This is a genomic window from Sorangium sp. So ce590, from assembly GCF_051521365.1.
GTDB lineage: Bacteria > Myxococcota_A > Polyangia > Polyangiales > Polyangiaceae > Sorangium.
The window spans coordinates 6,939,850-6,954,025 of the sequence record NZ_CP150346.1 but is presented as its reverse complement, the minus strand read 5'-3'; the positions used below and the strand labels follow the sequence as shown (position 1 = coordinate 6,954,025).

Sequence of the window (14,176 nt, the reverse complement as noted above, 5' to 3'; positions counted from 1 at the left end):
TCGCGCGGCCAGCGCTCCTGCCGGTGAACCATGCCCTTCACGCTCCGCGATCCTGCTGCCTGCCGCTGGGACCTCGTCTCCCTCGGCGAGGTCATGCTGCGCCTCGATCCAGGCGACGGTCGGATCTCGACCGCGCGCGGCTTCCACGCCTGGGAGGGCGGCGGCGAGTACAACGTCGCCCGCGGCCTCCGCCGCTGCTTCCGGCTCCGGTCGGCCATCGTGACCGCCCTCGCGGACAACCCAGTCGGGCGCCTCATCGAGGATCTCATGCTGCAGGGCGGCGTGGACCTCTCGCACCTCCGCTGGGTGCCCCACGACGGCGTGGGGCGGACGGTGCGCAACGGCCTGAACTTCACCGAGCGGGGCTTCGGCATCCGCGGGGCGGTGGGCGTCTCGGACCGCGGCCACACCGCCGCGTCGCAGCTGAAGCCCGGCGACATCGACTGGGACGCGATCTTCGGCCGGGAGGGCGCGCGGTGGTTCCACACCGGCGGCATCTTCGCCGCGCTCTCCGAGACCACGCCGGACGTCGCGAAGGAGGCCATGGAGTCGGCCAGGCGGCGCGGGGTCGTCGTCTCCTACGATCTGAACTACCGCCCTTCGCTCTGGAGGTCGATCGGCGGCCAGGCCCGCGCGCGGGAGGTCAACCGCGCGCTCGCGCCGTACGTCGACGTGATGCTGGGCAACGAGGAGGACTTCACCGCGGCCCTCGGCTTCGAGGTCGAGGACCTCGACGACGCGCACAGGACGCTCCACGTGGGCGCGTTCGAGGCCATGATCGAGCGCGTCATCGCGGCGTTCCCGAACATCCAGGCGGTCGCGACGACCCTGCGTGTGGCGACCTCGGCGACGCGCAACGACTGGAGCGCGGTGCTGTACGAGGGCGGCCAGCTGTACAAGGCGCCCGAGCGCAAGGACCTCGAGATCTACGACCGCGTGGGCGGCGGCGACTCGTTCGCTTCGGGCCTGATCTACGGCTTCCTCGCGGGTCAGGGCCCGCAGTGGGCCGTCGACTGCGGCGCGGCGCACGGGGCGCTCGCGATGACGACGCCCGGCGACACGACGATGGCGACCCTTGACGAGGTACTCAAGGCGATGAAGCTGGGCACGGCGCGGGTGGATCGATGAGCGGGCCGATGAACAAGCAAGCCGTGCTCGGCTGGATCGGGCGCACGCGCATCGTGCCTGTCGTGCGCGCGGGCTCGGCCGACGAGGCGCTGCAGGCGGTCGAGGCCCTCCTCGACGGCGGGATCGACGTCCTCGAGATCACGATGACCGTGCCCGGCGCGGTGGAGGTCGTGCGCGAGATCGCCGCGCGCCACGGCGATCGGGCCCTTGTCGGCGCGGGCACCGTGCTCGACGCCCGCACCGCCGAGGCGTGCGTCGAGGCCGGGGCGCGCTTCGTCGTCAGCCCCGCGCTCGACGAGGCGACGGTGAAGGCGTGCCTCGCCATGAACGTCGTCCACGCCCCCGGCGCGCTCACGCCGACCGAGGTCGTGGCGGCGCACCGGGCGGGCGGGGACGTCGTGAAGGTGTTCCCCTGCGACGCGCTCGGCGGCGCGTCGTACCTCAAGTCGCTCAAGGCGCCTCTGCCGCACATCCCGCTCATGCCCACCGGCGGCGCGACGCTGCAGAACGTGGGCTCTTTTCTCGCCGCGGGCGCGGTGGCCGTCGGCGTCGGCAGCAATCTCGTGGATCTCAAGCTCTTGCGCGAGGGGCGGCGCGACGAGCTCGTCGCCCGGGCCCGCGCATTCCGCGAGGCCGTCCGCCCGGCTTGAGGCGGACACAGCAGGCGCGAACACCGTTCGTCGTTTCGACCCCGGTCTGCGCCGCCGGGCAGCCGTGATGATCAAGACGCCCGGGCCGTGATCCGCCCGGTGCGACGTGAAAATATAACAAAATCAATTACTTGCGGCGCTCGCGAGGATCCCCGGCGCCGTCGAACATCAGGGGCTTCGAACATGAACCAATCGAAGGTTGCGAACCTATTCGGTGCGTCGATTCTCTTCGCGGCGGCGGCGGCGCATGGCCAGGCTCCCCCGCCGGCGCCGCCTCCGGGGGCGGCGGCTGCGGCCCCGGCTGCGGCTCCGGCCCCGGCCCCGGCTGCGGCGGCGGCTCCGGCCCCGGCTGAGGCGGCGCAAGCCCCCCAGCCGGCGGACGCCGGCATGACGCAGCTCCCGACGGGCACGCAGGCGCCGGCCACGCCTCCGCCGATGGCGGGCACCGGGCCTGCGGCTGCGGCGCCGGAGCCGGTCCCTCCGGTGGAGTCGGCCAAGCCGCCCGTTCCGGCCGCCGCTCCCGTGACCTCCAAGTGGAAAGCCACGATCTACGGGATGGCGGAGTTCGACATCATGCACGACTCCACCCAGAGCTTCGGCGAGTCGGTGGGGGCCACGGTGATCCAGCGCGAGGACACCTATGCGGGCAGGCACGCCCGCACGCATTTCACGACGCGGAACTCCCGCCTTGGCGTCAAGGTGAGCGCGCCCGAGTACGAGGGGATCAAGGCCACCTCCGTCCTGGAGCTCGACTTCTTCGGCAGCCAGCCGCCCAACGTCTCGGAAGCCGCGCTGGTGAGCAGCGGCACCTTCCGCCTGCGCCAGGCGTTCGTCAAGCTGGAGTCGGATTACGTCGACGTGGTGATTGGCCAGACCTATCACCTGTTCGCGTGGCAGCCGTTCTTCTTCCCGGCCACGTCGTCGTTCTTCCCGGTGATGAACCAGGTCTTCGGCAGGATGCCGCAGGTGCGCGTCGGCCACACCTTCAAGTCGGAGCCGGTCAACGTCGAGATCGCGGCGGCCGTCGTCAAGCCGCCGCAGCGCGACTCCGAGGTGCCCGACTTCCAGGCGGGCATGCGCTTCGGCTTCAACGGCTGGAAGGGCATTCACACGCTGGGCGCCGGCGGGATGTTGTTCGACTCGCTGACCCTCGGCGTCTCGGGCCTGTTCCGCCACTTGAAGGTGGCCGAGCACACCGCCGCCCCGCTCCACTCGAGGTCTGCCAACGGCTACGGGATCTCGGTCGACGCGCTGATCCCGATCATCCCGGCGAGCGCGCTCGAAGACCCGGGCAATGCGCTGACGTTGACCGGCTCGTTCTTCTCCGGCACGGGCATCGCGGACATCGTGGGCGTCGCGAGCAACGTGCCGAACCCGCCGCTCCCGGACGGCGCGCCCTACACGCCGGACATCGACAACGGCCTCGCGGTGTACGACGCGAACAACGACCTCAAGACCATCGGCTGGCGCGGGATGATGGTCGGGCTCCAGTACTATCTGCCCCCCTCGGGCCGCGTCTCCCTCTCCGCCAACTATACCCAGGGCTGGTCGGATCGGATCACGGCGGAGCACGGCTACAGGGACCTTCGCACCGCCTTCCGCGAGTCGCGCTACATCGATGGCAACCTGTTCGTCGACATCCTGCCGGCCCTCCGCGCGGGCCTCTCGTTCCAGCGCTCGGAGCAGACGTTCGCCGACGACGTGACCGCGACAAACGAGCGCTTCAAGCTGTCCCTCTACAGCTTCTTCTGAGCGGCGCTCGGCCGCGTCGCCCTCAAGCCGGGCCGGGTCGAGCCACCCTGCTTCGCGCGACGAGCATGGGGGCACTCGCTTCGCCAGCGGGCGCGTCCTGCATTACAATGACCCATGTCGCCATCTTATGTCCCTGTAAATCGACAGTGGCGCTGTGATCGTCGCAGCACCGCTGGTTCTTTCCAGCTCCTCCTGATTGCCGCGATGGCCGGGTTCGGCGCGTCGGTGACCGGATGCGAGGTCGAGGAACGCAACTTCGGCGACGGGGGGAGCGGCGGCGCTGGTGCCTCGAACCCTGATTCCGGGGGGAGCTGCGCTGTGCCGTCGGATTGCCCTGCTCCGGCGGATCCATGCCAGATCTCGGCGTGCGTCGACGGCAGGTGCGGCGCGGCGCTGCTGCCGGAGGGGACCGAGATCGAGCCGGTGGCGGGCGATTGCCAGCGGACGGTCTGCGATGGCCGCGGCGCTCGGAAGGGGGTCCCCGCGGACGAGCTCCCGGACGATGGCAATCCCTGCACCGTCGACGCCTGCGCCGGGGTGACGCCCGAGCACTCGCCCCAGCCAGGGTCGTCGTGCCCAGGAGGGATCTGCGATGAGGCTGGCCAATGCGTGCCGGCGGGGTGCTCGTGCCCAGGCGGGGACTGCGACGAGGCTGGCGAATGCGCGTCGGCAGAGTGCGTGGACGACGCCGATTGCGACTCCTCGACGGAATGTGCGGAGCACATCTGCATCGACGGTGCCTGCCTGACGGAGCCCGTTCAGCGAGGGATGCCGTGCGGCTGGGGGGGGCAGGAGCAGTGCGACGGGGAGGGCCAGTGCATGGGCGATGAGTGCGTCGAGGACAGCGATTGTGCGTGCGGATTCTCCGAGACCTGCATTTGCTTGGCCGGGTCCTGCTATCCCCTGGAGGACTGAGGGGCTCCTGGGCAGCGATGGGCTCGACGTGTGTCCCGCGAGGGGCATCCCCTCGTCCGATCGAGCAAGCCCAGGAATAACCGGCCCGGGAGCGCCGCATAGAGCACAATCTCTGACGAGAGCGGAAACCGGGCCGGTGTCTCGTGCGGTGTGGGGACCCAGCTGCTTCTCCTGCTCACATGAGAAGGAGAACAGGGGACGAGTGTGCACGATCGGGGCTCTTCCTCCGCAATGCGATCGAACGAGCGCGCATCGGGCTCCCGGTGGGTCGCTCGGCGCGCTCGGGGCCGCGAGGGAAGCGCTTCCCCCGCGAGAGACCCCGTGGTGCGCCGCGCCGGATCGATGCTCCCTGCGCCATTCGAGCTGCACCTTCTCCTCGGTTCGTGGGTATGCTTGTCGCCGCGATGGTGGGCTCGCTCGCCGATCGCGCTGGCTGCGAGGGGCGCCGGCGGAGATCGGAGGGGTGCCCGTCTCCGCGCGTGAAGGAGGGACGATGATGACGCCGAATCGAGCCGCAAAGGGATGTCCGGTGCTCCACTTCAAGCCGGACGCGCCGGGGTTCGACGCGGACCCTTACCCCGCGTACACGGAGCTGCGCGAGTCCGCGCCTGTGTATTTCTGGCCGGATGCGCAGTCCTATGTGGTGAGCCGCTTCGACGATGTGGCGAGCGTGCTGCGCGATCCGCGGCTCGCGACCGATCCCGCGGCGGCCGGGCTGCCCGCGCCCGAGGCGGGGCTGCCGGAGCCGATCCGCGCGCCGTTCGAGCACTCGCTGTTCCGCCTCGCACCCAAGGACCACGCGCGCGTCCGCCGGGCCGTGAGCCCTGCCTTCACCCCGCGCGCGATCGACCGCCTGCGCCCGATGATCCAGCGCACCGTCGACGAGGCGCTCGCGCCGTTCGAGGGCAAGGACGAGATCGAGATCGCGGAGTTCGCCGATTTCATCCCCCTGCGCGTCGTCGCCTCGATGCTCGACATCCCGGGAACGCACGAGAAGATCTTCCGGGACTTCGGCGAGGCGCTCATCAGGACCGTCGACCCGCGCCTCACCCCCGAGACGTTCGCGGCGGTCGTCGCCCCGGTGCCTGCGGGCGTGGAGCTCCTCCGCGAGCTCATCGCCGAGCGGCGCGACCGCCTGGGCGACGATCTCTTGAGCACGCTCATCCGCGCCGAGGCCGAGGGGGACCGGCTGAGCGAGGACGAGATGCTCGGGCTCGTCGCCACGATCCTCGCTGCCGGCTCGGAGACCACGGTGCATTTCATCTGCTTCGGCGTCATGTCGCTGCTCTGCGTGCCCGAGCGCGCGGCGGCGGTGCGGGCCGAGCCCGCGCTCCTGCGCGGCGCGATGGACGAGCTCCTGCGCTTCGACAATTTCGGCAAGGGAGGGATCGTGCGGTACTGCACGGAGGACGTCGAGATCGGCGGCGTGCGCATGGGCAGGGGGTCGACCCTCGTCGCGATCCTGCCGGCGGCGCTGCGCGATCCTCGCGCCATCCCCGACGCGGACCGCTACGACCCGCGGCGGCAGTCCGAGGAGATCCTGAGCTTTGGCCTCGGGCCGCATTACTGCCTGGGCGCCTCGCTCGCGCGGCTCGAGGGCGAGGTCGCCATCGGGACGTTGATGCGCCGCTACGCGGACATGCGGGTCATCGGAGAGCCCACGTACGCGCGGCACCCGATCCTCCGCAAGCTCTCGTCGCTGCGCGTGGCGGTGACGCCCGCGGCTCGGTCCGGGGTGGGCGGATGAGCCGGGTCGTCGTCGACCGGGATCTCTGCGAGGCCAACCAGGCCTGCATGCGGGTCGCGCCGGAGGCCTTCCGCGTGGACGAGGAGGATCGGCTCCACGTCCTGCTGGACGAGGTGGACCCGGCGCTGCGGCCGAAGGTCGAGCGGGCGGTGCGGGCGTGCCCGCGGCGAGCGCTCGAGATCGTGGATTAAGGGGTATCCGGGGGAGGGCGCGCGCGCCGGAAAGGGTCGCCCACGTCGCCGTTCGTGGTAGGATCGCGCTCCGCAAGAGGAGATCGGATCGCATGCCTGCCGACGTGGACGCCGAAGTGGACAGGTTGACAGATCTGGCGCTCGCCCTCCCGCCGGCGCTGCGTGAGCTCGTGGCCTACCGGATCTGGGAGAGCCTCCACCCCGAGGAGAGCTGGCCTCTCGCATCAGGGCAGATCGAGGAGATCCGAAGGCGAGCAGCGGAGGTCGAGGCAGGGACGGTGCAGCTCGTGGACGGCGAGGACGTCCTCCGCAATGCGCGCGCCCGGATCGATGCGCGCCGGCAGTGAGGCGGTTCCGGTTCCACCCGCGTGCGCTTCAGGAGTTCGAAGAGGCGGTCGACCATTATCTCGAGCTGTCGCCCGAGGCGGCATCGCGGTTCGTCGATGCGTTCGAGGCGGCCGTCGGTTTCGCTCGACGGAACCCTGACGCCGCGGCGCGGATCGAGGATGACGTGCGGCGGTGGAACCTGCGCAAGTTCCCTTACGCGTTGATCTACCGGCTCTCGAGCGAGCACATCGTTATCATCGCTGTGATGCACGCTCGCCGCGAACCTGGATACTGGAAGAGCCGAATCTCTTCATAGCAGGGTCGGGGCGGGCGTCCTCGACCGAGCCCGCGGCAGCTCATCACTCGCTGGATCCGCGGCAAGACCCGGGGTCTTGCCGACGATGCGGATCAGCAACGCGGCCACGACAAGGCCCGCGAACGGCCAGTAGAACGGGTCCGACGCCGCGCGCTTGCCGAAGGAGTTCATGAACGACAGCCACAGATAATAGGATGCCGCGAGATGAAGCGCCTTCCACGCCCGGGCGCCGAGCCAGGCCGCGGTGCGCCTGAAGGACGTGACGGCCATCGCGAGGATGAAGACGTAGCCGAGGCCCGAGATCACATGGGTCGATGGCGGGATCCGCGAGTGAAAGAGCACCGGATCCATGAAGGCATACGCCATGATGGCCAGCGCGTGGATGGCGTGCGAGCCCGCGAACGACAGGCCAAGGTAGCGGCGGTTGGCGCGCTGCCAGCGCGTGAAGGTGCTGGGCCACAGGCGGAACGCCGCCGACGCGGTGAAGGCCAGCAGGAACAGCGCCAGGGAGGTGCGCGCCGTCGTCCGCAGGACCATGCGCACGCCATCCACCGAGAAGTCGCTGCGCCACAGGATCGCGACCGCGACGGCCGCGATGATCAGCAGGCTCGTGCGCAGCAGGGACCATCCTTGAAGATGTCTCAGGGGGCTCATTGGGGGTCAGTCCTTGGACGGGGGAGGGATACTCCGGTTGGAAGCTGCGCGCTCGCGCGCGGGTTGCGCGACCGCATCGCCCTGGATGACCTCGTCGAGGCCCTCCGGGCGCAGCGCACCCACCGCTCCTACGCGGGGCGGCGTCGCCGGTTTCGTCGCGGCGGCGCCGGACGGGCGCTGTCTCGTCCATCCCGGATCGGACGGTCGAGCCGTATGGCTCGACGCCGTCCACGACGGCTCGCGTCGTGTGCTGTATGCTGCCGTCATGAGCTGGAAAGAGAGCTGTCGCTCCCGCCTCCGCGAGCATCTCGACCCGCAGGGCGATCTCCCTCCGCCATGGGAGCGCTTCCCCGACTACGAGCGCCACACGCTCGGCTGGCGAATGGGCGCAGGTGAGGACTGGATGGGGCTGTGGAGCGTCTTCCTCGAGCAGCTTGCCCCGGATCCCGAGAGCCGCATCGCCTACCTGCGACGCCACCCGCCCGCTCCCATCAGCTGGGCAGACGCCGTTCACGATGTCCTGTACCCCGCGGAGGGTGGCGACGAGGACGACAGCGACGAGGACGACAGCGACGAGGACGACCCGACTGCGGTGGTCCAGCGCCGCTCCGCGCTCCTGGAACAGGGGCTCATCGCGTCCGACGTCGCTTTCACCACCTGGCTCGCCCAGCAGAAGGAGCTGAGCTGGCCGTGGGAGATGTACCCGACGCCCGAGGACGCGGCCCGCTACAACACCCGCGAGCTCTGGTTCTGGTCGCGCCAGGTCGCCGAGCTCCGGAAAGGCAGCGGATGGACGCCCCCCGGCGTGCCGGAGAGCTGGCGAGCGTGCGCACAGGCGCTCGAGACAGGGGACGCTGGCATGCTCGATCCTCACCGCGGGCTCCTGTCGCTCGCCCGAGTGCTCTGCGCCGGGCACGTGAAGGCGCCCTGGCAGCTCGGCCTGTCGCTCGCCGATTTCGCCGACTCCTTCGAGGACGACATGGGTTATGTCGACGCGTTCCGCCTGTGGGGAATGTCGGCCTTCGATGACGCCGACCAGCTCCGCCGCTACCTCGACGCCACGCGCATGCCGCCGGACTGGGAGGCGTGGGTCGCGGAGCAGCTCCCCGTGGCGTGAGCCGAGATGGCTCCCTCGTGGGCGCGCGGTGTTCACGGCGGGCTCATCCGCACTGTGAGTGCTCGCTTCGTCTGCCGAAGCTCGAAGCGATTCGAGGTGTCAAGGGCGAAGCGCCGCGCGCCATCCCCGTCGCCGATCTGTCGCGTATCCGCGCGGTCCGCGTCGGCGCGAGCGGGAATGTGCGCGGCGTCGACTGGCTGGCTCAAGGCGCGGGCGGCGCAGCCGGCCCGAGCGGGCCCGACGCCGCGAGATACCGCTGCACCGTGCGAAGGCTGATCCCGAGCCGCTTTGCGGCCCTCGAGCGATTGCCGCTCTCCAGCGCCAGCGCGGCGTCGAGGATCTTCCGGAGCGACTCGTCCAGCGTGGCGTCGAGGGAGATCTCCAGCACGCGAGCGCCTCCGGAGCCCGATGCGGAAAGGGCCTCTCCGGCCGGGGCCAGCTCCCGGAGCGGCCTTGGAAGATCGCGCACCCGGACCTGCTTGCCCGATCGCAGGAGCGTGAGCAGCTCGATGACGCTCCGGAGCTCGCGCACGTTGCCCGGCCAGTCGTGCCGGCGCAAAGCGGCCATCGCGGCCCGCGTCATCCGGGCCGGCGGCTCCCCGTGCTTGGCGGCGAGCTGCTGCAGGAACAGGTGCACGAGCGGCGGGAAATCGGCCTGTCGCTCCCGGAGGGGCGGCACCAGCAGCGTGACCCCCTGGATACGATAATAGAGGTCGGCCCGGAAACGGCCGGCCTTCACCTCCTCCTCCAGCGGCCGCAGCGTCGCGCACACGATGCGGGCGTTCACGGACAGCTTCTCGGTGCCGCCGACGCGCATGAACTTCCTGTTCTCCAGGAAGCGCAGGAGTTTTGCCTGAACCGAGATCGGCATCTCGCCGATCTCGTCGAGGAAGAGCGTCCCGCCGTCCGCCGCCTGGATCTTGCCGCGCGTCCTCTCGACCGCTCCGGTGAAGGCGCCTCTCTCGTGGCCGAACAGCTCGCTCTCGAAGAGCGCCTCCGGCACGGCAGCGCAGTTGATGGGGATGAAAGGACCCGAGCGACGGAGCGACAGATCATGGACCTGGCGGGCGAGCACTTCCTTGCCGGTCCCGCTCTCGCCGACGAGCGAGATCCCCACCTCCTTCGGGGCCACCGTGCGAAGAACGCGGCCGAGATCCCGCATCGCAAGCGACCGCATCACGGGCTCGATAACTACGTCAATCTGTCGCGATCGGCGGTTCACGAGGAAATTATAGCGACAATTTGTCGTGATGCCACATCCATCCCGCTGTTTGCGCTGGACGGGTAGGGATCGCGCGACGAACAGAGGACATCGTCGCGTGGCACCGATGTTGCTGTGCCCCGTGGCCGTGACCGACGTGGCTGTGACCGCCGTCGCTGTGACCGACGTGGCTGCGCGGGAGAAGGCGCATCGCGGCGCCTCGCGCCGGTGGCCATCGGAGCAGCCGAGAGGCGCCTGAAGGAAAGAACAAGCATGCAGAATGAAGAGCTCGACTCCTGGGTACTCTCGGTCGCGACGCACGTCCGCCCCTCGAGCATCCACTGGTGTGACGGTACGGACGCGGAGATCAGGTGGCTCCAGAAGCAGATGGTCGCGAAGGGCGTGCTGGCGCCGCTCGATCCGGACAGATACCCGCGGAGCTTCCTGCATCGCTCCCCTCCGGACGACGTGGCTCGCGCGGAGCCTCCGCCGCTCCTCTGCACGCAGCAGCGCGTCGACGCCGGGCCGACGAACCCCTGGATGTCCGAGGACGACGCGAGCCGGATCGTGTGGCCGCTGTTCGCCGGGGCGATGGCGGGCCGGACGCTGTTCGTGGTCCCGTACCTCCTCGGCCCGTGCGGCTCGCGCTTCAGCCGCGTGGGGGTGCAGCTCACGGACAGCCCGTACGTCGTCGCGAGCCTTCGGCTCATGACGCGCATGGGGAAGGCGGCCCTGGAGCATCTCGGCAGCTCCTCCGACTTCGTTCGAGGTCTCCACAGCACGGGCGATCTCTCCCCGGACCGCCGGTACGTCGTCCACTTCCCCTCGACGAAGACGATCTGGAGCATCGGCTCCGGGCACGGGGACAGCGCGGTCCTCGGCACGTCGTGCCACGCCCTCCGCATGGCGAGCGCGCAGGCACGGAAGGAAGGTTGGCTCGCGGAGCGCATGCTCCTCCTGGAGCTGACCGATCCGGAGGGAGACCTGCATTACATCGCCGTGGCCAGCCCCGGCGCCGGCGGGAACACGCGCCTGTCGACGCTGTTCCCGGACGTGCCCGGATGGTCGGCGAAGGTGGTCGGCGACGACGTCTGCTGGATGCACGCGGGGGAGGACGGGCAGCTCTGGGCCATCAACCCGCTGGCCGGGATGTCCGGCGTCGTGAGCGGGACGAACCTCAAGGAGAACCCCAGCGTCAAGCAGCTCCTTCGTCACGATGTCCTGTTCACGAACACCGCGCTTCAGCAGGACGGCGCGCCGTGGTGGGAGGGCATGGGCGAGGAGCCGAGAGACGGGCTCGTCGACTGGCGGGGGCGCCCGTGGTCGGCCTCGTCGCCGGAGCCCGCGGCGCACCCGGCCGCGCGGTTCACTGTCGCGGCGAGCCAGGGCCCCACCGTGACGCGCGCGATCCACGACCCGAGGGGCGTGCCCGTCTCCGCCATCGTCTTCGCCGGCGGCGGGGCGGAGGTGGCGCCGCTCGTGTACGAGGCCACGAGCTGGGCGCAAGGCGTGTACATCGGAGCCACCCTGCTCTCGCAGACGACGCCCGCCGCGGCGCCGCGGAGCGACCCGATGGGGATGCTCGCCTATTGCGGGTACAACATGGGCGACTACTTCGCTCACTGGCTGTCCATCGGCGCGCGGCTGCCGAGGGCGCCGCGGGTCTTCCATGTCAACTGGCACCGCGCCGACAGGGGCAAGCCCCTGTGGCCCGACCGCGGGCACGAGGCGCGCGTCCTGAAGTGGATCGTCCAGCGCGTGCATCGGAACGCCGCCGCGCGGCTCACGCCGATCGGGTTCGTTCCCACCGAGCTCGACGTGGCCGGCCTGGGGCTCTCCGCGGACCACGCCCAGAAGCTGCACGAGGTCGATCTTCGCGCCTGGACAGAGCAGATGGCCCGCAATCAGGAGCTCCTCGCGCGCTTCGGGAACCGCTTGCCCGAAGCGCTGCGCGGCGAGCACGAAGGCATCGTCCACCGCCTGAAGATGGCGTCGAACTGATGGTGAGGAAGACAAGGGCCGCGGTGCACTCCAGCGTGCGACGACGGGGCGATCCGCTTCACGTGGTGATCGTCTCGGACAACGCGGAGACGCTGGATGGGCTGCAAGAGTACCTCCAGCGCGCCGGCGTGACGGCGCACGTGACGCGCCACCTGCGCGCGCCGGTGCTGGACGGCGCCGCCATCTCGGCGATCGTGCTCTTCCCGGACGATTACCCGCTGGCGGAGGTCGAGGCGGCGGTCGAGCGGATCACGCGCGACCGTCCCGGCGTGCTCCCCCTCCTCGTGACCCGGAATCCTCGCGGTTTCGCGGCGCTCGCGACGGGCGGAGGCGCGCGCCATCTCCTCACGATCATCCCGAAGCCCGCCTGGGGATGGACTATCCTGGACACCATCCGTGCGCGGGTGGTGGAGGTGTGACGATGTCTGCTTCTCCTCGGCCTGCTCCTCAGCCCGAGCCGGTGAGGCGTCGAATCCCGGTGGCGGCTGCCCTCCGGCGCAGCTTCAGCAAGGGATACGGTCTCGGGGATTTCCAGGCCGACCTCCTGGCCGGCACCGTCGTCGGCGTCGTGGCGCTCCCCCTCTCGATGGCCCTCGCCATCGCGGTGGGCGCTCCGCCTCAGCACGGGCTTTACACGGCGATCGTGGCCGGCGCGCTCGTGGCGCTCCTGGGCGGTTGCAAGTTCCAGGTCACCGGCCCGACGGCGGCCTTCGTGGTGATCCTCGCGCCGATCGTGACGAAGCACGGGGTGACAGGGCTGATGACGGCGGGGCTGATGGCCGGCGTGCTGCTCGTGATCATGGGGCTCGCGCGGCTCGGCCGGCTCATCGAATATATCCCGTATCCGGTGACGACCGGCTTCACCGCAGGGATCGCGACCGTGATCGCGACGCTTCAGCTGAAGGACGTCCTGGGCCTCGAGGCAGCAGGGCCGCTCCCGGAGCACTATGCGGCCAAGGTGGCCGCCTTGTGGGCGGCTCGCGGGACGGCCGACGTCTTCGAGCTGGCCGTCGCCGCCTCGACGCTCGCCCTGCTCCTTGTCATCCCCCGCGTCGTCAAGAAGGTGCCGGCGCCGCTCCTCGCCATCACCCTCGTGTCGCTCGCCGCGGTGGTCGTCGCCGAGGTCTACCCCGTGTTCTCCGTGGCGACGATCGGCAGCCGCTTTCACACCACCCTCGACGGCGTGGAGTTCGCCGGGATCCCGCCGGTCCTCCCGACACCCGCGCTCCCGTGGGGCGACGGGCTCTCGCACGAGCTCGTGAGGGAGCTGCTCCCCTCCGCGTTCGCCATCGCCATGCTCGGCGCCATCGAATCGCTGCTGTCGGCGGTCATCGCCGATGGCATGACGGGGACCAAGCACGATCCGGACTCGGAGCTCATCGGCCTCGGGATCGGGAACATCGTCGCGCCGATCTTCGGCGGCATCGCGGCGACCGGCGCGCTCGCGCGCACCGCCACGAACATCCGGGCAGGCGCGCGCTCTCCGATCGCGGCCGTCACGCACGCCGTGGTCGTCCTGCTGTCGATCCTCTTCCTCGCCCCGCTCGTGGCCTACGTCCCCATGGCGTCGCTGGCAGCGCTGCTGCTGCTCGTCGCGTGGAACATGTCGGAGCTCCACCATTTCATCCGTATCGTGAAGCTCGCGCCGAGGAGTGATGTGTTCGTGCTGCTCACCTGCTACGGGCTCACCGTGGTGATGGACATGGTGGTCGCGGTGTCGGCCGGCGTGGTCCTGGCCGCCGTCCTCTTCATGCGCCGGATGGCCGAGCTGACGGGGAGTCGAACGGTGCTGAGCACCGCCGACGACCTGGGCGAGTTCGCGCTCCCGGAGCGGGTCGCCCTGTACGAGATCAATGGCCCGCTGTTCTTCGGCGCCGTCCAGAAGGCGATGGCGGCGCTGCACGCGATCCGTGGGGATAGCTACGAGGTGATGATCCTCCACCTCGGCAAGGTCCCGTTCATCGACAGCACGGGGTTCGTCGCCCTCGAGAACGTGCTCGACGGGCTCGTGCGGCGCCAGAAGACGGTGGTCCTGGCCGGCCCGCTGCCCAGGCCTCGCGAGATCTTCGACAAGGCGCGCCTGGAGGAGAGGTCCAAGCGCGTTTACATCGCGGAGGACCTGGACGCGGCGATCCGCCTCGCCGGCGCGCTGGTGAGCGCCTGAGGCGACCGCCGCG

Annotated in this window: 14 protein-coding genes; 12 read left to right on the top strand and 2 right to left on the bottom strand. The window is 70.2% G+C overall.

What is annotated here, in order from left to right:
- The first annotated feature begins 30 nt into the window (after positions 1-30).
- The 8 genes from WMF28_RS25930 (at position 31) to WMF28_RS25895 (ending at position 7,026) form a co-directional block, all read left to right on the top strand.
- A complete protein-coding gene (locus WMF28_RS25930) occupies positions 31-1,128 on the top strand; it encodes a PfkB family carbohydrate kinase (RefSeq protein ID WP_437595999.1) in 1,098 nt (365 codons plus the stop codon).
- A gap of 8 nt (positions 1,129-1,136) precedes the next feature.
- Complete coding sequence (locus tag WMF28_RS25925) at positions 1,137-1,778, top strand: bifunctional 4-hydroxy-2-oxoglutarate aldolase/2-dehydro-3-deoxy-phosphogluconate aldolase (protein ID WP_437595998.1); 642 nt, start codon at positions 1,137-1,139, stop codon at positions 1,776-1,778.
- Positions 1,779-2,165: 387 nt separating this feature from the next.
- Complete coding sequence (locus tag WMF28_RS25920; protein ID WP_437595997.1) at positions 2,166-3,530, top strand: hypothetical protein; 1,365 nt, start codon at positions 2,166-2,168, stop codon at positions 3,528-3,530.
- A 204-nt stretch (positions 3,531-3,734) separates the two neighbouring features.
- The gene (locus WMF28_RS25915) at positions 3,735-4,445 is read left to right on the top strand and encodes a hypothetical protein (protein ID WP_437595996.1); all 711 of its coding nucleotides are present in this window, start codon (positions 3,735-3,737) and stop codon (positions 4,443-4,445) included.
- 493 nt (positions 4,446-4,938) lie between these two features.
- Complete coding sequence (locus WMF28_RS25910; RefSeq protein WP_437595995.1) at positions 4,939-6,192, top strand: cytochrome P450; 1,254 nt, start codon at positions 4,939-4,941, stop codon at positions 6,190-6,192.
- Positions 6,189-6,383 carry a ferredoxin gene (locus tag WMF28_RS25905; protein ID WP_437477000.1) on the top strand — a complete coding sequence of 65 codons (195 nt, stop codon included), beginning with the start codon at positions 6,189-6,191 and terminating at the stop codon, positions 6,381-6,383. The genes WMF28_RS25910 and WMF28_RS25905 overlap by 4 nt, the downstream gene beginning before the upstream one ends.
- A 92-nt stretch (positions 6,384-6,475) precedes the next feature.
- Positions 6,476-6,730, top strand: a complete 255-nt coding sequence (locus tag WMF28_RS25900) for an addiction module protein (protein WP_437573748.1) — start codon at positions 6,476-6,478, stop codon at positions 6,728-6,730.
- Positions 6,727-7,026, top strand: coding sequence for a type II toxin-antitoxin system RelE/ParE family toxin (locus WMF28_RS25895; RefSeq protein WP_437595993.1), 300 nt, complete (start codon positions 6,727-6,729; stop codon positions 7,024-7,026). The genes WMF28_RS25900 and WMF28_RS25895 overlap by 4 nt, the downstream gene beginning before the upstream one ends.
- On the opposite strand, the gene WMF28_RS25890 is transcribed toward WMF28_RS25895, so the two are convergent.
- Positions 7,021-7,680, bottom strand: coding sequence for a hypothetical protein (locus WMF28_RS25890; protein WP_437595992.1), 660 nt, complete (start codon positions 7,678-7,680; stop codon positions 7,021-7,023). The genes WMF28_RS25895 and WMF28_RS25890 overlap by 6 nt on opposite strands.
- A gap of 265 nt (positions 7,681-7,945) precedes the next feature.
- Between WMF28_RS25890 and WMF28_RS25885 the strand changes: the two genes are divergently transcribed.
- Positions 7,946-8,797, top strand: coding sequence for a hypothetical protein (locus tag WMF28_RS25885; protein ID WP_437595990.1), 852 nt, complete (start codon positions 7,946-7,948; stop codon positions 8,795-8,797).
- 202 nt (positions 8,798-8,999) lie between these two features.
- On the opposite strand, the gene WMF28_RS25880 is transcribed toward WMF28_RS25885, so the two are convergent.
- Positions 9,000-9,974: a sigma-54 interaction domain-containing protein gene (locus WMF28_RS25880; RefSeq protein WP_437595989.1), complete on the bottom strand. Its 975-nt coding sequence runs from the start codon at positions 9,972-9,974 to the stop codon at positions 9,000-9,002.
- 252 nt (positions 9,975-10,226) lie between these two features.
- Here WMF28_RS25880 and WMF28_RS25875 point away from each other — a divergent pair, with 252 nt between their 5' ends.
- From WMF28_RS25875 to dauA, 3 genes are read left to right on the top strand one after another with little or no spacing between them, the layout of a single operon-like run.
- Entirely contained in the window at positions 10,227-11,999 is a 1,773-nt protein-coding gene (locus WMF28_RS25875) for a phosphoenolpyruvate carboxykinase (GTP) (protein WP_437595988.1), read from the top strand.
- A complete protein-coding gene (locus tag WMF28_RS25870) occupies positions 11,999-12,418 on the top strand; it encodes a hypothetical protein (RefSeq protein WP_437595987.1) in 420 nt (139 codons plus the stop codon). The genes WMF28_RS25875 and WMF28_RS25870 overlap by 1 nt, the downstream gene beginning before the upstream one ends.
- Positions 12,419-12,420: 2 nt before the next feature.
- Positions 12,421-14,163: a C4-dicarboxylic acid transporter DauA gene (dauA, locus tag WMF28_RS25865; RefSeq protein ID WP_437595986.1), complete on the top strand. Its 1,743-nt coding sequence runs from the start codon at positions 12,421-12,423 to the stop codon at positions 14,161-14,163.
- Positions 14,164-14,176 lie beyond the last annotated feature (13 nt).